This is a genomic window from Streptomyces decoyicus, assembly GCF_019880305.1.
Taxonomy (GTDB): domain Bacteria; phylum Actinomycetota; class Actinomycetes; order Streptomycetales; family Streptomycetaceae; genus Streptomyces; species Streptomyces decoyicus.
Map to the genome: position 1 here is coordinate 2,595,908 of NZ_CP082301.1, position 20,900 is coordinate 2,616,807.

General features: G+C 66.8%; 24 protein-coding genes, 1 tRNA gene and 1 pseudogene. 20 read left to right on the forward strand and 6 right to left on the reverse strand.

Annotation, left to right across the window (positions count from 1 at the left end; genetic code table 11):
* Nucleotides 1–47: 47 nt before the first annotated feature.
* Nucleotides 48–1,352, reverse strand: a complete 1,305-nt coding sequence (locus K7C20_RS11370; protein WP_246655295.1) for an MFS transporter — start codon at nucleotides 1,350–1,352, stop codon at nucleotides 48–50.
* Between the two features lie 190 nt (nucleotides 1,353–1,542).
* Nucleotides 1,543–1,989, reverse strand: a complete 447-nt coding sequence (locus tag K7C20_RS11375; RefSeq protein ID WP_245171018.1) for an ATP-binding protein — start codon at nucleotides 1,987–1,989, stop codon at nucleotides 1,543–1,545.
* A gap of 246 nt (nucleotides 1,990–2,235) precedes the next feature.
* On the opposite strand from K7C20_RS11375, the gene K7C20_RS11380 reads away from it, so the two are divergent.
* Nucleotides 2,236–3,135 carry a LysR family transcriptional regulator gene (locus tag K7C20_RS11380; RefSeq protein WP_030078283.1) on the forward strand — a complete coding sequence of 300 codons (900 nt, stop codon included), beginning with the start codon at nucleotides 2,236–2,238 and terminating at the stop codon, nucleotides 3,133–3,135.
* Between the two features lie 20 nt (nucleotides 3,136–3,155).
* Here K7C20_RS11380 and K7C20_RS11385 read toward each other — a convergent pair whose 3' ends face one another.
* Nucleotides 3,156–4,250 carry a DUF1152 domain-containing protein gene (locus K7C20_RS11385; RefSeq protein WP_167352501.1) on the reverse strand — a complete coding sequence of 365 codons (1,095 nt, stop codon included), beginning with the start codon at nucleotides 4,248–4,250 and terminating at the stop codon, nucleotides 3,156–3,158.
* Between the two features lie 89 nt (nucleotides 4,251–4,339).
* Between K7C20_RS11385 and K7C20_RS11390 the strand changes: the two genes are divergently transcribed.
* Nucleotides 4,340–5,080, forward strand: coding sequence for a GntR family transcriptional regulator (locus tag K7C20_RS11390; RefSeq protein ID WP_030078285.1), 741 nt, complete (start codon nucleotides 4,340–4,342; stop codon nucleotides 5,078–5,080).
* 423 nt (nucleotides 5,081–5,503) lie between these two features.
* On the opposite strand, the gene K7C20_RS11395 is transcribed toward K7C20_RS11390, so the two are convergent.
* Nucleotides 5,504–6,568, reverse strand: coding sequence for an HNH endonuclease (locus K7C20_RS11395; RefSeq protein WP_030078286.1), 1,065 nt, complete (start codon nucleotides 6,566–6,568; stop codon nucleotides 5,504–5,506).
* Nucleotides 6,569–7,190: 622 nt separating this feature from the next.
* Between K7C20_RS11395 and K7C20_RS11400 the strand changes: the two genes are divergently transcribed.
* The 3 genes from K7C20_RS11400 to K7C20_RS11410 all read left to right on the forward strand — a co-directional run bounded on the left by K7C20_RS11400 (nucleotide 7,191) and on the right by K7C20_RS11410 (nucleotide 10,049).
* Entirely contained in the window at nucleotides 7,191–8,375 is a 1,185-nt protein-coding gene (locus tag K7C20_RS11400; protein WP_078953020.1) for a DUF262 domain-containing protein, read from the forward strand.
* A 45-nt stretch (nucleotides 8,376–8,420) separates the two neighbouring features.
* Entirely contained in the window at nucleotides 8,421–8,870 is a 450-nt protein-coding gene (locus K7C20_RS11405) for a HEPN domain-containing protein (protein ID WP_150127180.1), read from the forward strand.
* 609 nt (nucleotides 8,871–9,479) lie between these two features.
* Entirely contained in the window at nucleotides 9,480–10,049 is a 570-nt protein-coding gene (locus K7C20_RS11410; RefSeq protein ID WP_245171017.1) for a nuclease-related domain-containing protein, read from the forward strand.
* Between the two features lie 6 nt (nucleotides 10,050–10,055).
* Here the strand turns inward: K7C20_RS11410 and K7C20_RS11415 are convergent, their stop codons facing one another.
* Nucleotides 10,056–10,814, reverse strand: a complete 759-nt coding sequence (locus tag K7C20_RS11415) for a GntR family transcriptional regulator (protein ID WP_030078288.1) — start codon at nucleotides 10,812–10,814, stop codon at nucleotides 10,056–10,058.
* Between the two features lie 180 nt (nucleotides 10,815–10,994).
* On the opposite strand from K7C20_RS11415, the gene K7C20_RS11420 reads away from it, so the two are divergent.
* The 13 genes and pseudogenes from K7C20_RS11420 to K7C20_RS11480 all read left to right on the forward strand — a co-directional run bounded on the left by K7C20_RS11420 (nucleotide 10,995) and on the right by K7C20_RS11480 (nucleotide 18,342).
* Nucleotides 10,995–11,324, forward strand: a complete 330-nt coding sequence (locus tag K7C20_RS11420) for an SCO3933 family regulatory protein (protein ID WP_030078289.1) — start codon at nucleotides 10,995–10,997, stop codon at nucleotides 11,322–11,324.
* Nucleotides 11,325–11,326: 2 nt separating this feature from the next.
* Nucleotides 11,327–12,669: pseudogene (locus K7C20_RS11425) on the forward strand (FtsK/SpoIIIE domain-containing protein).
* A gap of 91 nt (nucleotides 12,670–12,760) precedes the next feature.
* Complete coding sequence (locus K7C20_RS11430; RefSeq protein ID WP_030078293.1) at nucleotides 12,761–12,961, forward strand: hypothetical protein; 201 nt, start codon at nucleotides 12,761–12,763, stop codon at nucleotides 12,959–12,961.
* Nucleotides 12,962–12,966: 5 nt separating this feature from the next.
* Complete coding sequence (locus K7C20_RS11435; RefSeq protein ID WP_030078296.1) at nucleotides 12,967–13,146, forward strand: hypothetical protein; 180 nt, start codon at nucleotides 12,967–12,969, stop codon at nucleotides 13,144–13,146.
* Nucleotides 13,147–13,216: 70 nt separating this feature from the next.
* Nucleotides 13,217–13,936 carry a DUF2637 domain-containing protein gene (locus K7C20_RS11440; RefSeq protein WP_030078297.1) on the forward strand — a complete coding sequence of 240 codons (720 nt, stop codon included), beginning with the start codon at nucleotides 13,217–13,219 and terminating at the stop codon, nucleotides 13,934–13,936.
* 12 nt (nucleotides 13,937–13,948) lie between these two features.
* Nucleotides 13,949–14,137: a mobile element transfer protein gene (locus tag K7C20_RS11445; RefSeq protein WP_030078299.1), complete on the forward strand. Its 189-nt coding sequence runs from the start codon at nucleotides 13,949–13,951 to the stop codon at nucleotides 14,135–14,137.
* Nucleotides 14,138–14,152: 15 nt separating this feature from the next.
* Complete coding sequence (locus K7C20_RS11450) at nucleotides 14,153–14,476, forward strand: hypothetical protein (protein WP_030078301.1); 324 nt, start codon at nucleotides 14,153–14,155, stop codon at nucleotides 14,474–14,476.
* A 91-nt stretch (nucleotides 14,477–14,567) separates the two neighbouring features.
* Nucleotides 14,568–14,750 (forward strand): hypothetical protein, encoded by a 183-nt coding sequence (locus K7C20_RS11455; protein WP_048829028.1) that lies wholly within the window; start codon nucleotides 14,568–14,570, stop codon nucleotides 14,748–14,750.
* A gap of 5 nt (nucleotides 14,751–14,755) precedes the next feature.
* The gene (locus K7C20_RS11460) at nucleotides 14,756–14,950 is read left to right on the forward strand and encodes a hypothetical protein (protein WP_030078303.1); all 195 of its coding nucleotides are present in this window, start codon (nucleotides 14,756–14,758) and stop codon (nucleotides 14,948–14,950) included.
* Nucleotides 14,950–15,609 carry a methyltransferase domain-containing protein gene (locus K7C20_RS11465; protein ID WP_030078305.1) on the forward strand — a complete coding sequence of 220 codons (660 nt, stop codon included), beginning with the start codon at nucleotides 14,950–14,952 and terminating at the stop codon, nucleotides 15,607–15,609. Before K7C20_RS11460 ends, K7C20_RS11465 begins: the two co-directional genes overlap by 1 nt.
* Nucleotides 15,606–17,003, forward strand: coding sequence for a replication initiator protein RepSA (gene repSA, locus K7C20_RS11470; RefSeq protein WP_030078307.1), 1,398 nt, complete (start codon nucleotides 15,606–15,608; stop codon nucleotides 17,001–17,003). The genes K7C20_RS11465 and repSA overlap by 4 nt, the downstream gene beginning before the upstream one ends.
* On the forward strand, nucleotides 17,000–17,188 hold the full coding sequence (locus tag K7C20_RS11475) for a helix-turn-helix transcriptional regulator (RefSeq protein WP_030078309.1): 189 nt from the start codon (nucleotides 17,000–17,002) through the stop codon (nucleotides 17,186–17,188). Before repSA ends, K7C20_RS11475 begins: the two co-directional genes overlap by 4 nt.
* The gene (locus K7C20_RS11480; protein ID WP_030078311.1) at nucleotides 17,188–18,342 is read left to right on the forward strand and encodes a tyrosine-type recombinase/integrase; all 1,155 of its coding nucleotides are present in this window, start codon (nucleotides 17,188–17,190) and stop codon (nucleotides 18,340–18,342) included. Before K7C20_RS11475 ends, K7C20_RS11480 begins: the two co-directional genes overlap by 1 nt.
* 68 nt (nucleotides 18,343–18,410) lie before the next feature.
* Here K7C20_RS11480 and K7C20_RS11485 read toward each other — a convergent pair.
* Nucleotides 18,411–18,485 (reverse strand) — tRNA-Val (locus K7C20_RS11485).
* A gap of 142 nt (nucleotides 18,486–18,627) precedes the next feature.
* Between K7C20_RS11485 and K7C20_RS11490 the strand changes: the two genes are divergently transcribed.
* Both K7C20_RS11490 and K7C20_RS11495 read left to right on the forward strand, forming a co-directional pair.
* Complete coding sequence (locus K7C20_RS11490; RefSeq protein ID WP_078953018.1) at nucleotides 18,628–20,013, forward strand: coiled-coil domain-containing protein; 1,386 nt, start codon at nucleotides 18,628–18,630, stop codon at nucleotides 20,011–20,013.
* Between the two features lie 218 nt (nucleotides 20,014–20,231).
* Nucleotides 20,232–20,879 (forward strand): DUF4383 domain-containing protein, encoded by a 648-nt coding sequence (locus K7C20_RS11495; protein WP_030081459.1) that lies wholly within the window; start codon nucleotides 20,232–20,234, stop codon nucleotides 20,877–20,879.
* The last annotated feature ends 21 nt before the right edge of the window (nucleotides 20,880–20,900 follow it).

Below are 20,900 nucleotides of genomic sequence, written 5' to 3' on the forward strand. Positions count from 1 at the left end.
GCCGGCTGCCTCGTCGGATACGGGGGCCGCGGCACCCGGCTGTTGCATCAGCGCAGGGCGAGGAAGCGCCGGCTCGCCAGCAGGGAGGCGATGCTCAGGGCGCCGGCCACCATGATGTAGAAGCTCGGCGAGAGGTGGCTGCCGGTCGCGCCGATCATCCAGGTGATGATCACGGGAGCGAAGCCGCCGAAGGACATCACACCGATGTTGTAGCTCAGGGACAGACCGGTGCTGCGGGTCGCGGTCGGGAAGGCCTCGGACATCAACGCGGGCAGCGCACCGAAGTAGCAGGCCTTCAACACGCCGAGGATGAACATCACCACGCCCATGACCAGCAGCGACGGGCTCCCCGACAGCAGCAGGAACAGGGGGTAGATGCTGAGCACCATCGCGATCCCGGCAAGGAGCATGATCTTGACCCGGCCGACCCGGTCCGAGAGGTGACCGATCAGGGGCGTCACGGTCGTCAGCGCCACACCGGACACCGCCGCCCCGATGAAGCCGGCGGAGGGCGGCAGACCGAGGACCTCGTGTGCGTAGGTCGGCATATAGACGATCACGTAGGTCACGGCGGTGGACATCACCAGGGCGCCGACCATGAGGAGCACCCGCAGCTTCTGATCCCGGAGCACTTGCCGGACCGGCGTCGTCGCGACTTCTCCCGCCTCGGCGGCATCGACGAATTCAGGAGTCTCCGGTACCTGGCGGCGAATCACATACCCCACCGGGCCGATGAGCAGGCCGATCAGGAAGGGAATACGCCAGCCCCAGGAATCCAACTGCGATCCGGACAGCGTCAGGCTCAGTACGGTGCCGAAGGTCGCGGCCAGCAAGGTCGCCAGGCCCTGCGAGGCAAACTGCCAGCTCGCCATGAAACCGCGCCGCTCCGGCGCCTGTTCGGCCAGGAACGCGGTTGCACTGCCGAATTCGCCGCCCGCCGAGAATCCCTGCAGCAGGCGGGCCACCAGAATGAGGACCGGTGCGGCCATGCCGATGGATTCGTAGGTGGGCATCACGGCGATCAGCAAGGTGCCGATCATCATGAGCCGAATCGTCAGCAGCAGCGAGGCCTTGCGTCCGGTGCGGTCCGCATAAGTCCCCAGGACGAGTGCGCCCAATGGCCTGACCAGATACGACACCCCGAACGTGCCGAAGGCGAGCATCAGGGAAACGGCCGGGTCGCCGGCCGGGAAGAACGCTTTGGAGATCGACACCGCGAAGAATCCGTACGAGGTCAGGTCGTACCATTCGAGCGTGTTTCCGGCTGTTGCCGCGAGTACGGCACGCCTCGCCCGATTCTTGCCCCGGGGCTTTTCGGCAATCATCTGACCTGTCTCTCTAGCGGTCGTCATGAGTGTTACTCCCTCGAATCGAGCAGGGCGAACTGTCGCGCAGGGTGGTACCGCCGATGGGTGAGTCCGAAGCGGAGGACGGGGACTCGTGAACTCGCTGAGCGATGACGCTAGAGCCACCGGGGTGTTCACACAATCGCAACTTCTAGAACACCTGATTGCCCAGACGGCAACGCGGCGGGGAACGCTCTCACGCCGCCGGGAGATCCGCCCATCGCGTGATCCAGCCGCGGTGGGCACGGATGCCGTGCCGGACGGACAGGGCGGTGACGATGCCGCTCCCCCGCCCGTGCTCCTCCGGCTGCCCACCGTCGGCCGGTCGCCGGGCACCCGCCGCGGGGCCCGCATCGGTGACCTCGATACGCAGCGCACGGGGCCCGTCGGCACCCGTCCGCGACAGTTGCAGGACAGCCGGGGGAAGGGCATGACTGACCGCATTGGTGACCAGTTCCGAGATCACCAAAACCGCGTCCTCAATGGTGGCGGGAGGCAGATTCCAGCCGGTCAGGACCGTCTGCGCACGCCGGCGCACAAAGCCGACAGCCTCCGGGATATGCGGCAGCGGACAGAGAAATTCCGCGTCCCGGTACGGCATCGCGGGCGTGCCGGTGAATCCGCTGGGGGCTGTCGCATTCATCGTTTTCCCCTGACTCGACTGCCTGCGGGGAAGATGCACACCTGGGTGGCTGTGGGGGCCCTGGGCCGACCGCTGATCGACGAAGCCGCCGTAAGGAGAGGAGGGGCGTCCGTTCGCCGTGTGGTCCGCCCGGCCGGTGAGCCCGCAGGGCATAGGACGACGGTAGGCACCGCCCGACCATTCGCACAATCGCAATTTACAGAACAAACCATTGCCCGAAATGCAATAGCTCCATAAGCTGGCGCCATGCTGAACAGTCCGGCTCTTGAGTACTTCCTCGAGGTGGTCCGCACCGGCTCGGTCAACGAGGCGTCCAGGCGGCTGCTGGTCGCCGGCTCGGCCATCAGCCGGCAGATCGGCAAACTCGAGCAGGAAATCGGCGTCCCGCTCTTCGAGCGCCGACCACGCGGAATGGTGCCCAGTGAGGCCGGTGCCCTCCTTGCCGCCTATGCGCGCCGCGCCGCACTGGAAACCGATCAGGTGCTCGCGGATATCCGCGGTCGCGGCCGGCTGGGAAGTGTCGTCCGTGTGGCGAGTTCACAGGGCGCCGCACAGGAATTCCTCCCGCACGCCATGGCCGACTTCCGCAAGGAAAATCCCGGCACCACTTTCCAACTGCCCGTGGTGAACCCCTCGTTGGCCACCCAAATGGTCCAGGACGGGTCGGTCGACCTGGCCGTCACCTTCAGCCTCGCCCCCGCACCCGACGTCCGTGTCGTGCACGCCCAGCGGGCCCCGATCCAGGCCATGGTCAGATCAGATCACCCACTGGCCCAGCGCGACGAAATCCACCTCCGCGACCTCCTCCCCTACCCGGTCGCACTCACCGAAGTAGGCACCACGAACCGGCGCCTCTTCGACCTCTGCTGCTCCATCGAGGGAATCACCTTCGAACCCCTGCTGGTCAGCTCGAGTTCCAGCGCCCTGTCGACCTTCGTCAAAGAGACGAACGCCGTCTCCCTGATCGGCCACATCAGCGTGCATGAACGCCTGCGCATCGAAGGCCTGAAAGCCATCACCCTCCTCAACCCGGAAATGCACCTGCGCACCATCCAGATCCAAGCCATGGCGGGCCGCCAACTCCCGGCGGTGGTCAGCGCATTCGCCGACCTCCTGGTCCGGCAACTCGCGGAAATCGAGGTGTAGGGGGGTGCGCCTCCGGTGCCTCAGGCTCCGGACGGGATGTGCCAGAGCGGGGCCCGATATTGCTCCGGACGGGTGCTGAGCAGGAGGGACCTGAGGTCCTGGCGCTGGTTGCCGCTGAGGCCGAACGCCTCGGTGAGCCGGCGGAACGTGGTGTGTGTGATGCCGCGGCCCCGGGCCTCGGCCTCGAATTCGTCGAGCCGGCGGCCCACGGCTTCCGGATCGAGCTGCCGGGCGGGCCGGCTGCCGAACCGGCCGGCCTTTTCGCGCTCGTAGTCGATTTCGGAGAAGCCGCAGATCTCGCGGCTCCGCTGCTCGACCTCGTGCAGGTTCTCCGTTGCGAGGATGGCACCGGCGAGCTGATTGCGGTCGAGGGCCGCGTCGAGGTCGGCCTCGTACACGGTGGGGCCCTCGTCGGTGAGCGGGATCGGGAGCCCGGCGTCTCTCACCTCGCACACACCGCGGGCGCCCCGTGCCGTGGCGGCCAGCATGGCCGTGGCCTCGGAAGGGTGCCACTCCAGTACCGGGCCGACCGGCTGGACGTGCTCGGCGGTGAAGGTCAGGGCCACGGGGCCCAGGCGGTCGCGCAGGGCGTCGGGGGCGAGCTCACCGTCCAGGCCGGGGCCGGCGACCAGGAGCCGAACCGGAAAGTTGAGTTCGCAGCACGCAGCGAGAGTGAGTGCGTCGGCAAGAGGGCTGCGGAGGGTGGACTCGTCGCCGTGCGCGAGGATGTCGCCGCCCACGTCCAGGAGGTCCACGGTGTCCGGTTCCAGGTGCTGGACGAGCTCTTCGAGCTGGCGAATGATGCCCTCGGCACCATGGTGCGGGTCGATGAGCGCGAAGGTCTGCGGGAGCTCCGCGGCCAGCCGGGGAAGGGTGGAGCCCGCGGGAGCGATCGGGGCGGCGTCGGCGGGAACGGCCCGCACGCTTCGGGTGAGGGGGCGAAGGCCGGTGAAGTTGGCCGGGCCCCGGGGACCCGGAACGGGGTCGACCAAGAGGCGGTCCCATGCGTAGGTGAGCACCACCGCCGGAGTCTCGCCCCCGTAGAGGGCCGCATCCAGCATCGCAGCGGCGACGGCGTCACCGCCTCCTCCTGCTGCCACGATCAAGCGCGCCACGTGCGTCAGCGTACGGGCTGCCGTACTGGCCACTCACTCTATAGTGGCTAGTGGCCATAGCCACTTACGTCAGGGGGGGAATGGAACGGATGCCGAAGATCGAGGAGACCCGGCCCAAGTACCTGCAGATCGCACACCACCTCCGCGATCAGATCCTGCGGGGCGACTTGCGGCCCGGCGGCGAAGTGCCGTCGGAGCGCCAACTGGCAGCGGACTGGGCGGTGTCGCGACCGACCGCCGCGCGTTCGCTGGAGACCTTGAGGCACCAGGGGCTGGTCGAGAAGCGGCAGGGGTCGGGCACCTATGTGCGGGGCCCGGCGGCCCATCGCCGCGCCCATGACCTGCACGGCCGCCCCAAGCAGCCCGCGAGGATCTCCCCGCCGGGCGAGCACGCGGTGATGACGTCGGCAGGCCGCTCGGCAGCCCCGGATCACGTGACGAAAGCGCTGAACCTGCCGGCCGGCGCCCACGCGGTACACCGCCAATGGGTCACCAGGAACGGTTGCGGGCCGATCGCCCTCTCCACCTCCTGGTTCGCTCCTGACGTGGGCGACCGTGCGCCGAAGCTCCTGGGTCCCGACGGCATCCCGGACGGGCCGCTGAGGTACGTCGAGCACATGACGGGACGTCAGGGAACCTACGCCGAGGACCGGATGTGCGCTCGCCCCGCCACCGAGAACGAGGCCTCCGGCCTGGAGCTGGAGCCGGGCTCGGCAGTGCTGATCGTGCACCACCTCGTCTACGACCTCCAGGATCATCCTCTGGAGTTCGTGGAGGCGACCTATCCGCCCCACCGCTGGGCATTCGAGCAGGGGTATCCGCTCGGGTAGCGAGCGGTGATCGTCGACGAGCGGCCGCGTGAGGGATACGCGAGGGACATGCAAGGGGCACGTGAGGGGGGTGAGCGTCGAGTGGCCGAGGCTGCTGTCCGGTGAGTGGCTATAGCCACTTCAGGGGCACTTTGAGAACCACTGCGAGAAAAGGGCCGGCGAGTGGCGCGACCGGCCACCTCGGCCGCATTCCGCCGCGCCGATAAATGATCAAGGCCCAGGGATCCGAGTTCCTGCCGGATGACCTGGGCCTTTGTCATTAGCGTGGTGAGTGGGCACAGCAGGATTTGAACCTGCGACATCTGCTTTGTAAGTTCGGCCGGAGGTGGTCAAGCACCCTGACGGGACCGGCCACAGCTGCCGTCCAGGGTTCTCCGCGGCTGCCATTGTGCGCCGACGTTGATGTCGGCAGTGGATGTCAGCTCACGGGTTCGGCACCCGCTCGTCGGCTGCCCTGCGCGGCCGCGTCAGAGCCGCCGCGGCGCGCCTGTCGTCTGCATGCTTCTGCTCTATCGAGGCTCGAAGCTCCGCAGGGGTCGGCCATGGCGCATGCCGGTGGATCATGCGGTGGCAGTTGGCGCAGATGAGAGCGAGATCGCTGAGCTTTGTCCGCCCCTCTCCCGCTACGTGGAGTGGAAGGACGTGATGGCACTCGATGTACCCGGCGCCGCGGTCCCCGTAGATCTTCTCGAAGTCGAAGCCGCACGCCTCACAGGCGAGCTGTACGCCACGCCGAAGAACAGAAGCGATCTTCTTCTTGCGCAGGCTCTTGTTCCGTTCACGCGCCCTGTGTCGGCGCATGAGCAGTCGACCCTCGGGCGCACTGAAGTCGTCGCCGAACTCCTCGCCCTCAGTCGGCGCGAACGACAGTAGTTCGCCGGTCGCGATGCCCTGACGGATGAGCCGGGCGGCCTCGGTCATCTCTTCCGGTCGGGCAAGAAACTCGTGCAGCACCGCGACATCCAGCGCGCCGCCGTTGGTGGGCTTCCCTTGGTACTCCGGGTGCCGAGTGGCAATGTCGAACGTCTTGCGAGCAACGCCGTTGGAGTTGCGAAACTTCTCGTTGCGGTCCGCTTCTGCATGGATGGGCAGCAGTTGGAGCAGGGCAGACAGCTCCACCACCCGGTCGTCCTGGGCGTCCAACCCCTTCCAGCCGTTCTCCATCACGAGGTGGCAGGCAAGGATGATCTCGTCGCGAGCCCAGTCCGGGTTCTTCACGGCCTTGACCTGGAAGCCCACTCGCTTGAGCCACGCCGCGGCATGATCCTTGCCCCCGCTGAAGTCGTCCGGCGTCAGGGCACGTCCCTGATCCCACCTGTGGGCCACCCCGGCAACGGCCTTGGAGTCGTACTCCTGGCCCTCGTGAACCAGGACATAGGACCGCGCCTCCCCGAAGCCATACTTCGACAGGAAGGCTTCACGCCCGAACTCGTCATGCTCCGCCAGCACCTTGAGCACGGACTCTCGCGTGATTGCTCCTCTTCGCATAGGAGGATCGTAGGGCCGAGCACTGACAGCTCCCCTCGGCTTTCAGCAGAACCCCGGCCCCGGCCGCCAGTGAGTGTTGTCGGTCGCTGCCGACCCTCCTGTCACGGCCTCAGGGCGGTCCAGCATGCCTGCTGCGACTCGCTGGGCCCATGGGGACGATCGCGTCCACACGCGAGCCCCTGGCAACCTTCTGCCGCGATGCGCCGACAGCATCTAGGAAGAAGGGAGCAACATCAGTAACCTCTCCATTACTGGCAGTGGAGGGCGGATTGCAAGGGAAGACTGGAGCTAGCACCGAGGAGAGGTAAGCAGGTGACTGTTCGCGTGCGAGTGAAGCCTGCCCTACTGATGTGGGCGGTAGAGCGTGCCGGCTGGTCCGAAGCCACGGCTGCGCAGCGCGCTCCCCTCCTCGACGACCGGATCAACGACAGCGTACGCCCCGCGCTGAAACAGCTTGAGAATTTTGCTCACGCCATGCACACCCCCCACGTTCGTAATACTGAGAAACGCCCAAGCCCGCCTGGACCTGAAACTTTCCACAGCAGCCTAAACGCTTGAGGGATAGAGACCGGCTGCCAGGCCGATGATACGCCACACTCACACTCAGAAAGAGAGCTAAACCATGGAAGCGAAAGAGATTCAAGTTCAAGACGCAAGCTTGGATGAAACCGAGGTATTCGATCCAGAAGAAGATGAAGATGAGGTGGTTCTTGGCCCTCCCTCGGCGGAAGAGTCGCTAAGGTACTTCGGAGTTGATTTCGACGTAGAGGGCCTGGTGCGTAGATTTGAACGCAAGGAGCTCATCGTTCCGAGGTTTGACCCGGAAGAACCAGAAAATAAGGGAACTGGATACGCAGGCTTCCAGCGCGATTTCGTCTGGAAGAAGCGCCAGATGGATAGGTTCATCGAATCAATCCTACTCGGATACCCGGTTCCAGGGATATTTCTAGTCGAACTGAAAAGTCGCCAATACCTCGTGCTCGATGGCCAGCAGCGACTGACCACCCTGAAGGCGTTCTACAAAGGAGAGGTCGAAAAGGCTGGGGGTGGCACGCGCGAGTTCACGCTTGAATATGCAGCTGAACCCTTTAAGGGAAGAAGTTACAATTCACTAGAAGCGGCAGATCAGCGAGTTCTTAACAATGCACTAATCCAGGCAACCGTGACGCTGCCTGTCGGAGACTCGGGCAAGCTCGCGATCTACACCCTGTTCGAGCGAATCAATAGTGGTGGAACCCAGCTGAAAGATCAGCAAATTAGGGTCGCCATCTTCCCAGGTGCTGCCACGCAGCTTGTTCGCAACTTGAATCGAGATCCGAGCTGGCGGCAACTTTTCGGGCCCAGGCATCGCGATCTGCGGGACCAAGAGCTAATCCTTCGGTACCTGTCACTTAAAAAAGTAGCTGAAGAGATGCAATCCGGCGGGATCGAGGGGTCCGCAAAATACACCCCACCTATGGCAAGCTTTATGTCCGGCTTCCTGGCAGCCCATGAAGAAATGCCAGAGGAAGACCAGGAGCGCGAGCAGTCCGAGTTCGGATCAGCGTGCAAGCTGCTGATTGCGGCTGAGGGCAAAGACGCCCTGAAGCGCAACAGGGTTATCAACGCCGCGCGCGCAGATTCGATCCTGACTGGTCTGACTCTGGCGATTCGAGCCAACCCCGGTATCAGCGCGGGAACAGTAAGCTCGGCGCTTCGGAAGCTTGAGCATGATGAAGATTATCTGGAGAGCACTCAGAAAAGTACATCTCACAGGACGAGTGTACGGAAACGGCTAGATTCCACCCTGCGCGCATTCTCGGAGTGATGAATGGCAAATAATAAGCCAGTCGCGCGGGTCGAAATTCACAGAATGAAGTCCTCACTTGATTCTGCTTACGACCGCTACAAAACGTCAATTCTGGACGTGCCGCTCTCAGTGCAGCAGGATCTCCACCTCTATATGTGCGTGCGGCTTTCTGGGTACCTAGAACAGTTGCTGCATCAGGCTATCTGTGCTTACGTAGCAGGATCCGCAAGTGGCGCAGCTAAAGAATTCACGCTTTCGTGGTTCAGAAATGCACCGAACCTGAATCCAGGCGCGCTAGAGAAGCTGATAGCGAGATTTGGAGATAAGTGGACGGGCGAGCTGGATGAACTGCTTGAAAAGGGTAACAATCGCAGCTCTCTTGGAAATCTGATCAAGATCAGGAACGACACTGCTCATGGGAAAAGCTACGCAGGGAGTCTCGCCAATATCAGCTCTTACAAGGAGCTAGTTGATGATCTCCACGAGTGGGTAGTGGAGCGCATGGTGGCGTAGCCGGGATGCTGCATCGATCAGTGTTGGCGCTCTCCGGCACCCCACACCCGAACCCAGCACTCACGCCAGCTCCCATCCCGTCCGCCTTCGACCCACACACCGTGGAGCGGTCGTGGTTCAGGGCGTCAAGGTGGAGCGCGCCACTGTACGAACGACCTTGACGCCCTGGGCCGCGACTGCTCGGCTCTGCCTGGGTCGAAGGTGGTCGGGATGGGAGCCCACAACGCTCACCACTAATCCGCCGGCACCCGCGAACGGCGCCCCTCCCATCCCGGAGTCTGAGCGCCCCCGCCGGAGGCATGTCCTTGGCCCGCGGATCGGTCTCGACTCATGCCCTTCGGCCTATCCACTGCGGGCGCGCGTCGGCGGCGGCAGCGCCGAGCGGGCCGAAGGCAGGAGCGCGGGCGCAGCCAGAGCCGGGAAGCGCGCCCGGCGGAGCGGAGCGCAGCCGGGTGCCTTGATGAGGTAGAGAAACCTGTAACAGCTCTCCCCCAAGGTGCTTTGCTCGATCCAGTGGGCATGCACTGCCGCATGCTCGTCAGCGCTGATGGAGGCCCTGCCGTGATTGAGCGATCTGCGGACTTAGCCCAGAACCGCCCCGGGGATGCCGTGTTGAAGAAGCTCGTCGAGCTAGAACCCAACACCGCAAGGCGGCTCTTCGCTCGCTGGTCACGAAATCGGGATGTGAGGAACTGGGCGAGCGGACTCGTCGGGGAGCGCTTCACGGGACGGCGGTTGGCCAGGTTAGGCAACCAATGGAAAGTGCTGCACGCCGTGCAGTGGCCGAGTGGCTCGGACATCGACCATCTTGCGGTGGGGCCGGCAGGTGTCTTCGCGATCAACTCCAAACGCCATAAGGGCAAGGAGGTTTGGTACGGCGATAGAGCCCTCACGGTCAACCGGGCTCCCACGCGGCACATCGCAATCAGTCAGCATGAAGCGCAGCGGATAGCACGGGTGCTGTCCCGTCCTTGCGGGTTCTCGGTGACGGTACGGCCAGTGATCGCCGTGGTGCACGCTACGAAGCTGACTGTCAAGAATGCAGCCCCGCCCGTCCTCGTGATCGAAGCGGTAGACCTCTCACGCCGCCTGGCGGGCATGTCGCCCGCGCTCTCTGCCGACCAGGTAGCGCGCATCTACGAAGTCGCTCGTGATGCGAGAACGTGGGCAAGCGAATAGCCGCCCTCATGCGTCGAAGGCGTACTCCAGCACGTAGGAAGCCGAGTCGAGTGTCATCTCATTCACTTCGACAGCATTACCGCCATCGGCGAAGGCAGTCCGGCACACAAGGATGACGGGAGTACCCATCGTGAGCTGGAGTTTGTCGGCCTCTTCCTGCGAAGGCATCCGAGAACGGATCTCTTCACGGAAGTGCACAGGCTTGTGTCCCAGCTCGCCGAGCCGGGCGTAGGTGCCACCTGGGCCCGTGTCCTTCTGGGTGATAGCTGAGCCCGCCACGAGATCCGCCGGCAGGTAGCTGGTGGCAAGCAAAACCGGCTTGCCATCCAAGACAAATCGTCGGCTACGCACGCACACCGCGTCGCCAACCTGAAGGCCCAGGACGTGGGCAATCCGCTCCACCGCGGCCTGCTCGGTGACCGCCACCTGGTCTACTTCGAGCGTCCGGTCACCGATGTCTGCGGCCCAGATGGAGCGCCCGTTGCCCCACTGCTCCTGAGACAGGCGCTTGATGCCCTGACGTCGCAACGGCCGGAAGTCCCGGACGAAGACTCCGGCACCCTTCCGCGCCTCGGCCAGTCCTTCACTCTGCAGTACGCCGATGGCCTGCCGAGCTGTCATGCGGGCCACCTCGTACGTGGCCATGAGGTCGTTCTCGCCCGGCAACCGGTCCCCAGGCCTGTACTCGCCTGCCTCGATCGCTGACTTCAGCGCGTCCGCAATGCGCTGGTATTTCGGCTGGCGGCTTTTGCCCTGGTTGGCCATGAATTCCACCCTCCTTCCGCTTCTCTAGACAGCTTAGTTGCAAGTGGAGTCACCGTCCCGGCCGGGTGCCCCGCCTGCCGGGCATGCACGCACCCGAAACGAAGGCGTTGACATCTCTAGAGATCTCTAGTTCTCTAGAGATGTAGCCGCAAGTGGCGGCCCGAACTCAAGGAGAGCTCCATGCCTTCGTTCAAGATCGACACTTCGACCGCTGTCGTGTTCGTCGCGACCGCGCCGACTCCGAAGCTCGTGAACAAGCAGACGGGCGAGATCGCGGTGGACCGTGAGACCGGCGCCAAGATGATGACGGTGGGCCTGCTCATCTCCGATGAGGGAGAGGGGAACCTGTACCAGGTAGCGATTCCCGAGACGGGTGTCCCGGAGAATCTGAACCCGGGTACTCCGATCTCGGTGGTGGGGCTGAAGGCTCGGGACTGGGAGAACGAGTTCAACGGCCAGAAGCGCCACGGCATTTCGTTCCGCGCCGTCGCCATCACGCCCGGGGTCTGATCATGTCGGACCTGACCACGGTGCTCGAAGCGACCGGCGCCTTAGCAGGCGCAGGCGCCTCGGCTACGCGAAGGTTCGCGCCCCGCGCGTGTACTGGTCGCTGGTGGGTCTGCCGATCACGTGGGGCCGGTTCACGGTGACGTACGGGGCCACGATGGACGTGTGCGGGCTGACGGTGCGGCCGTCCGGTCTGCGGGCGTTCGTGGTCCGCAATGTCGCCCGCCGGGAAGTCCAGCCCGTCCCGCCCAAGGTCCGCCGCGTCCGGGGCACTTCGACCGGGCTACGGGTCTCGCTCCGGCTCCCGGCCGGCCTCGAACCGACGGATGTGGCAGCGGCCTCCGAGCGGCTACGGCACGCCTGGGGCGTCCACTCGATCAACGTGGTGGAGAGCAAGCCGGGTGTGGTGGAGCTGCGAATGACCGGCTATGACGTGCTCAAGCGGGTGCGGATGCCGCGCCGCTTCAAAGCGCAGTCGATGGTGGTGCCGGTGGCCCTGCGCGATGACGGGACCGCGTTCGTGCGCGACTACCGCAAGGTGCCGCACGCGCTGACGCTGGGCGCGAACCAGTCGGGCAAGTCGATGTACCAGCGCAACCTGATCGCCGGTCTGGCCAAGCTGCCGGTGGGACTGGTCGGTATCGACTGCAAGCGCGGGGTGGAACAACGCCCCTACGCACCCCGGCTCTCGGCTCTGGCGACCACGCCGGAGATGGCCTCCGAGCTGCTGAATGTGCTGGTTGCGGAGATGGAATCGCGCTTCGATCTGCTCAGTGCTCATGGGGTCTCCGACCTGTGGGACCTGCCGGAGAAGGTGCGGCCGGTGCCGCTGGTGGTCCTCGTTGACGAGGTGGCGGAGTTGTTCTTGACCGCCGCGAAGAAAGACGAGGAACGCCGGGACCGGATGGTCATGCAGATGGTTCGCCTGGGGCAGATGGCCCGTGCAATCGGGATCTACCTGGAGATCTGCGGGCAGCGCTTCGGCTCCGAACTCGGCAAGGGCGCCACGATGCTCCGCGCCCAGCTCACCGGCCGTGTCATCCACCGGGTCAACGACAAGCAGACCGCAGAGATGGGCCTCGGTGACGTGGCACCGGAGGCGGTGTTCGCCGTCACCACGATTGCGCCCGACCGACCCGGCGTCGCGGTGGCCGGTGACGCCTCCGGCGGCTGGTCGCGCATCCGCACCCCGGAAACTTCGCCCGCTGAGGCGGCGGCCGTCTGCCGCGAGTACGCCCACCTCGCTCCGGACCTGCCCGCTTTGACCCCGTTCCGGCCGGCTGTTCTCGCCGAGCCGACGACTGACGATGTGCCGTCGCTGATCAAGCCCCGGCCCGTTACCGACTAACACCCCCGCACCACACGGCCGGCGTGACCGTCTCGCGCCAAGTCCCTAGCACCGCCATGCCCAAAACGGGCCTCGACGAAGGAGAACAGCAATGGCACGTGACCGCCGCAGCAACAGCGACTCTGCCCAGGACCGCCGACTGACCGGCCAACTCCAGAACTCCGCGCAGGCCTACTGCCAGCGCGACGACGCCGACTCCGACTTCGGCTCGGCCGTGCTGAACGGCTGCGTCACCACCAGCCCGAAGGACTACCCGCCCACCGGCCACGGCTACCCCGGCGACGAGAGCTGACCGCCATGGCGACCAAGAAGCCCGCGACCCGCAAGGCCACCAAGCCGGTGCGGTGCCCGGACTGCAAGGACGCAGGCCAGACCTCCGAAACCTTCCAGGTCGGTGCCCGCAAGAAGCACGACAGCCAGCACAAGCAGGAGGCGCTGTGCCTGACCTGCTGGGGCTCCGGCGAAGCCCCCGCCTGAACCGCCGCGTGCCGGGCGTCGGACGTAAGAGCCCCGCCCGGCCCGGCCCAACCTGGAAGGAGGAACCGCGATGCGCCCCAAGCTCCGCCTCGACGCCGTGCTCATTCAGGCCGTGATCGCCGGTGCCCTGTCCTTCGCCCACCTGCACGACATCGCCGAAGCGGCCGGCCAGCACGGTTGGAAGGCCTGGGCCTACCCCATCAGCGTCGATTTGCTCTTCGTCGCTGCCTGGCGCCGACTGCGAACGCTGCGGGCCAACGACCGTGCGGCCCGCGCCGCCTGGACCTGGTTTGTCATCGCCCTGGCCGCGTCCCTCGGCGCGAACATCGCCACCGCCGGACTCCTCGACCTGGGCGCTGTACCGGCCTGGCTGCGCATCCTCGTCGCCGGATGGCCCGCCCTCGCCTTCCTCGGCGGCACACTCCTCGCCCACACCCCCACAGCCCCGCGGACGGAGACCGAGGAGAAAGCCGAACCCGCCCCCGCCGACCCGATCACGGTGGACCGCGCCCGGGAGGCGCCTTCGGCCGAGCTGGATCCTGCGCACGACGTGAAGCCTGACGCCGACGACGAACTCCACGAACTGCCTGCCGCTCCGGTACCGGCCCCCGCACCGGAGCCCACTGCCTTGCCACTGCCGACGTTTCCGCCGGCACTGCTCGATCACGCCCGCAAGGTCGCTGACACCTACCGCTCCACCACCGGCTCCGCGATCGACGCCGAAACCCTGCGCACCCGCCTCGGAGTCCCGGTGCCCCTCGCCAACGCCATCACAGCCCAACTCGCCTGAAAGAAGGACCACATGGCCCGGCCGAACCGCTTCTACGACGTGATCCGCATCGGCCTCGTCCAGGTCGGCAGCCACCACGACGGACGCGGACGCACCAAGCACACCGCCGCCTGCACCGCCCCCGGCTGCGGCTTCTCCGCCGACTACAACGACCGCTCCGCCGCCGAACTCGCCGCCCGCACCCACCGCTGCAACCCCTGACCGAAAGGACCCGAGATGTTCACACCGAAATACCCGGTCCCGGACACAGCCCCGGCCCCGACCACGAGCCCGGTCTCGCCGCTCGCGCCGACGGCCGACAACACTACACCGGCCACTCCTGCCGCCGCGTCTCCGCTGCCCATGCCGTCGGCCCGCCCCGCGGTACAGCTCACCCCGGGCGGCCTGCTCACCGTCGCTGTCGGCGGCACGGCCGTCGTCCTCGTGGTCGGCTCCGTGCTGGTCTCGATGCTCCTCGCGGTCGCCATCACCGGCGTCTCGGTCGCCGTGTGCGCCGTGGTCCTGCGGCTGCTTCTCAAGGACTTCAACAGCCACCGCTGAACGGCCCCGGGGCGGCCTCGGTCGCCAAACTTCCGCCGCCCCGGGCGCCTGCACCCCTTCCAGATCCATCGACCCGAAAGGGACTCTCATCATGCCCGACAACACCGCCCGCACGCGCCGCTGCTCCGACTGCGACGGCTTCCCCACAGTCGCGATCACCACCGGCCAGCGCACCCCCGAAGGCTCCCGCAAGACCACCTCCGTCACCTGCCGCGCGTGCAAGGGCACCGGCGTTCTGGCCGGCCGTCGCCTCGCCGCGTCGCTCGGGCGGTGACCGCCATGGCCGACCTGACATCAACCCCCGACACCCCCGGCCTCCACGTCTCCAAGTACTCCGTGTACGCCCCCGCGAACGGCTCCTACGCCTGCCGCTGTGGCGAAACCCAACAGGCCAAGGGCGACGAGGACGTGCGCGACCTGGTCACCGGCTGGACTGACCACCGTGCCGCATGCACCGGACGGAAGGGCCAGTGATGATGGCCAACACCCCGCGCAACGGCCTGCGTGTCCTGGACCTCTTCTGCTGCCAGGGCGGCGCCAGCATGGGCTACCACCAGGCCGGATTCGACGTCACCGGCATCGACGTCACACCCCAGCCCCGCTACCCCTTCACCTTCATCCAGGCTGACGCCCTGGACTATCTCGCCCAGCACGGCACGGAGTTCGACCTGATCCACGCCTCCATGCCCTGCCAGCGGTACACCCGCTGCCAGCAGATCCAGTCCCGTGCACACCCCGACCTGATCGCCCCGGTCCGCGAACTCCTCCACAAGACCGGACGCCCGTATGCGATCGAGAACGTCCCCGGCGCCCCGCTCCTCGACCCGGTGGAACTGTGCGGCGCCATGTTCGGCCTGCGCACCTACCGCCACCGGCTCTTCGAAACATCCTTCCCTCTCCCCCACCGTCACCACCCCCGGCACCTCGCACCCAACGCCAAGATGGGCCGCCCAGTACATGACGGCGAGTTCATGCACATCGTCGGCAACTTCTCCAACGTCCCCCTCGCCCGCGAAGTGATGGGCATGCCCTGGGCCACCCGCGACGGCCTGCGCGAAGCCATCCCCCCGGCCTACACCCACCACATCGCCAGGCACTTCCTCACCACCACCGACGTGGAGGTGGCCGCGTGACCGACCCCGCCACCCTGGCGGGCCTGGACCCGACCACCCTGGGCGACCTGCTCCGGGTGGCCGGGGACCCCGGCTTCGACCGCTGGCAAGACCAGATCCGCCGCACCGGCGGCTGCTCCGACCCCATCCACCTCACCGGCTCCACCAAGACCCTCGACCCGACCACCAGCACCGTCCTGCACACCTACTCCACCGACGCGGAACCCGGCGGTCGGCTCCCCATCGCCTGCGGCAACCGCCGCGCCTCCCGCTGCCCCTCCTGCGCCTGGACCTACGCCGGCGACACCTACCACCTCATCCGCGCCGGCCTCACCGGCGACGAAGCCAAAGGCACCCCCGAAACCGTCCGCGACCACCCCCGCGTCTTCGCCACCCTCACAGCCCCCTCCTTCGGCCCCGTCCACAACCGCCCCACCAACGGTCGCTGCCGCTGCGGCATCCATCACCCCGATGGCGCCCCCGAGTTGGGAACTGCTCTCAACCCCGACACCTACGACTACGCGGGCGCCGTGCTGTGGAACAACCACGCCGGTCACCTCTGGCGCTACGTCACGATCTACCTGCCGCGCGAGCTGGCCAAGCGGGCCGGGATCACCCAACGCGCCCTCAAAGAGCGGCTCCGCGTCTCCTACGGCAAGGTCGCCGAGTACCAAAAGCGCGGCGCCATCCACTTCCACGCCGTCATCCGCTTCGACGGACCCGACGGCCCCGACACCGAACCCCCGCCCTGGGCCACCCTCGACCTACTCACCGACGCCCTACGAGCCGCCGCCGCCCGCGCAGAAGTCCTCCTGTCTCCCACCGGGGACCAGCCCGCCCGGACCCTGCGCTGGGGCACCCAGCTCGACATCCAGCCCATCGGCGCCTTCGGCAACGGCGAAGACCTCACCGAACAGGCCGTCGCCTCCTACGTCGCCAAATACGCCACCAAGGCCGCCGAAGCCACCGGCACCGTCGACCGCCGCATCGGAGAACTCGCCGAACTCGACAAGCTCCCCGACCTGCCCGACCACACCCGACGCCTCATCCGCGCCTGCTGGGACCTCGACGAGCTCTACCCCGACCGACGTCTCTGGCAGTGGGCGCACATGCTCGGCTTCCGCGGCCACTTCTCCACCAAATCCCGCCGCTACTCCACCACCCTCGGCGCCCTCCGACACGTCCGCGCCGACTACCGCGCCACCCAACAACGCGCCGCCCTCGGCCTCCCCAACCCCGACGACAACCCGGAGGCCACCACGCTCACCCTCGCCCACTGGGCCTACGCCGGCCACGGCCACACCCCCGGCGAATCCTGGCTCGCCGCCAACATTGCCCGCGACATCCAAGCCAACCGCGACACCGCACGCCAAACACGCGCCGAACTCGAAGCCGAAGGAGACGACTGGGCATGACGACCGCCACCAGCCAGCTGCTTACCGTGCCTGAGGTCATGGCACGGCTCAAGTTCGGGCGCTCGAAGGTCTACGACCTGATCCGCTCAAAGCGCCTCACCTCGATCACTGAGGGTCGCTCTCGCCGTATCCCCGAAAACGCGGTGCAGGACTACATCCGTGACCGGATCGAGGAGGCCGCCTGATGACACCGCAGCGAAAGCGCAATCCCAACGGGGCCGGCACCATCACCAAGCGCAAGGACGGCCGCTACCAAGCCGCTGTCTACGTCCTCCAGCCCGACGGCACCCGCGCCCGCAAGTTCGCCTACGGCAAGACCTGGGCCGAGTGCGACACCAAGCGGCGCAACCTCCTCGCCAAGGTGGACAGTGGCGTACCCGTCCCCACCCGCTCGGCCAAGCTCGCCGAATGGCTGCCGTACTGGCTGGAGAACATCATCAGGCCGCGTCGCAAGCGCACGACGTACGCGAAGTATGAGATCCACGTGCGGCTCTACCTGGTGCCAATGCTCGGCACGAAGCGGCTCGAATCGCTCAGCGTCGGCGACGTACGGCGATTCCTGCGACAGGTGGAACAGAAGAAGTCGGCCGCCACCGCCAAGGAGTCTCACCGGGTACTGCGCACTGCGCTCATGGCGGCCTGCCGGGAAGAGCTGATCACCCGGAACGTCGCCACTCTCGTCGAGCCGCCGTCGCCGGAGTCTCGCGATCTCTCGCCCTGGTCGCTGGACGAGACGTTGGCGTTCCTCTCGGCCTCCCGTCGCGACCCGCTGTATGCAGCCTTCGTGCTCGCCATCGCGCTCGGCTTCCGCCGGGGTGAGATCGTCGGTCTCCGCTGGAAGGACGTGGATCTTGATAAGCGGGAGATCCGGTTGCGGAAACAGCGGCAGCGGGTTGGCGGCGAAGCGTATGACGATGCCCCCAAGGGCCGTCGACGTCGTCAGACTCTTCCGCTGCCGGCCATATGCCTCGCCCCGCTCCGGTGGCAGCGAATGAGGCAGGCAAGCATGCGGGAGCGTGCCGGGGAGAGCTGGGCGGAGACCGGATATGTATTCACGACTCGCACGGGTCGGCCGATCGAGCCGCGGAATCTGTACCGATCATTCACTCGCGTAGCGAAGAACGCGGACCTTCGTGTGATCCGCCTGCATGACGCCCGGCATGGCTGCGCCACGCTGCTCACCGCAGCCGGCGTCGCTCCCCGGGTGGTCATGGAGATCTTGGGACACAGTCAGATCGCCATCACGATGAACACGTACACGCACGTCGTGCAGGACACGCAGCGTGAGGCCGTGAGCCACATGGACCGGCTTCTGAAGCGCCGGCCCGCCTCCGGGTGACCACTGGCGTTGATGTCGAATCCAGATGTCAAAGACCCCCTACGATGATCAATAGGGGGTCTTTTGACTGGTGGGCACAGACGGATTTGAACCGCCGACATCTGCTTTGTAAGAGCAGCGCTCTACCGCTGAGCTATGCGCCCTGGCCGAGCCGACAGACTACCTTGCCTCCTGGGCTGCACTGCAAACCAGTGCTCGAAGTGCGAACTTACCGGCCGGTGTGTTCGTTTCCGGTGAGTGGGAGAATGACATTCGGTTCTGGGGCGATCCGATCGGGAGAGGGAAGTGACGGCGACAGACACGCAGCCGCATGAGCAGCGAGAACGCCGTCGCGGCCGTGGGGGCCCGCTCCGGGATGTGATGGGGCTCGTGTTGCTGCCGTTGCCCTTGTTGCTGGCGATGGTGCCGATGTCGTTCGCGGGCGGCGGGACCCGGCGCTGGTTCGGGCGCGGGGAGAGCCAGCGGGCCGATGCGCAGGCCGCGAAGGATGCCGCGGCGGCGGCGTTCTACGAGCTGGACACCGCACACCGTGACCTGCGGATCTCCATAGAGACGATCACCGCGGTCGACAGTTCGCCCTCCGCGCGGAAAGCGGCGGAGGACTACGAGGGCTTCGGCCGGCGGATCGACGAGGTGAGTCAGCGGTACATCACCGCGGTCGACTCCCACGACCTGGACCGTGACGATCTGGACGGCGCCGCGGTGGCGCGGGCGCGCACCGATCTGACCCGTGCCAAGGAGGAGCTGGATCGCGTCAAGGGCGAGCTCGAACGGTTCGCGCAGGGGCTCGGCCCCCTGTTGCAGACCGCCGAGACGCAGCTGGCGCGGCTGGCCCCGGCCGTGGAGCGGGCGCGGCAGGCTCTGCTGGCGGCGAGCAATGCGCTGGACACGGTCCGTGCGCAGGGGCTGCGGGCCGATGATCTCGCGACGCGGCTGGCGGCGCTCGGGCCCGAGCTGACCAAGCTCAATCAGGGTGCCGGGCAGCACGGCGTGCAGGAGACGATCCGGCGCGCCGACGATGTGCTGCGCAAGGCCGAGGGCGTACGGACCGAGGCCGAGCGGCTGCCGGGGAAGGCGGCGGAGCTCGACAAGCGGCTGGTGTCGCTGCGGACCCGGGCGCAGGCGATCACGACGCGTGCCGGGAAGGTCGACCCGGTCCTCAGCGAGCTGCGACGGCGGTACAGCGCGGCATGCTGGCAGGACCTTCAGCAGGTACCGGAACGGGCCACACAGTCCGTGCAGCAGGCCGAGGTCAAGCTGCGGGAGGCGCAGCAGGCGCGTGACGAGCAGCGCTGGGCGGACGCCACGAGCCTGCTGGCGACCGTACGGGCGCTGCTGGACGGCACCGACGAGGCGGTGTCGGCGGCCGGTGACCGGTTGCAGCGGCTGGATGCGGTGTCGTTCGACCGGCAGAAGGAGATCGAGCGGACGCGCTTCGCGATCCGGGACGCGCAGCGGCTGGCGATGGCCGGACGCAGCACCCCCGATCCGCGGCATGCCGGGCCCCTGGACGATGCGGTGGCGCGGCTGGACCGCGCCGTGGCGGATCTGGAGGGACGGCATCCGGACTGGTGGCATTTCCTGACGGAGACCGAGGCGGTACGGCAGACCGCGGCCCGGGTGGTGCAGGAGATCCGCGACGCCAGGGGCGGCGCCGGGGCCAACGGCTGAGGGCCCCGCGGTAGACCGCCCGCCTTGCTCGGTGTCCGGGCGCGATGGCGTGATGTCCCACGTGGACGGATCCTGGAGGGAAGCACGGCCCAGGCGGCACACCTGCGCAAAGGAGGCCGGAGATGGCTACAGGGGCTACTGGCCAGACCCTGCACGGGCCCTCGAACCCATTGCACCGGGTGAAAACGCACCACACACGGCTCGATGAGCATCTGCCCGTGGACCACCGGCTCAGCAAGGTCTACCGCATCGGTGCGGGGCTGATGGGCCTGGTCCTGGTCGCATTCGGCGTGCTCGGACTGACCCACCACATCGGGTTCTTCGACACCGGCGGCGACACCGTGGCCGGGCTGAACACCAACGGTGCCCTGAGCGTGCTCTCGATCGTCTTCGGAGCGATTCTCGTCGCGGGCATGGTGCTCGGCGGGAACTTCGCCTCGACCCTCAACATCGTGTTCGGCTGCCTCTTCCTTCTGAGCGGCTTTGTGAACCTGGCGCTGCTGGAGACCGACGCGAACTTCCTCGCCTTCCAGCTCCAGAACGTCCTCTTCAGCTTCGTGGTCGGGCTGATGCTGCTGGTCTTCGGGATGTATGGACGGGTCAGCGGCGGCCTTCCACACGACAATCCGTATTGGCGCGCCCGGCACCCGGAGGAGGCGCAGCGGTTCGACCGCGGGCAGCTGCGTCCCGTCTCCGGCATGACGGCCGCACGGCAGGCCGCTCGGGTCAGGATGCAGGGCGCCTCGCATGCCGGGCGCGGTTCGCTCGGCGCCGGCACCAGCGGGAGCAGATCCCGTACCGGATCCGGTGCCGGTACGGGCACCGCAACAGGCACCGGCACCGGCACCGGCGGCAAGAAGTCCTGAGCCGGGGCGAGGAGACGTCAG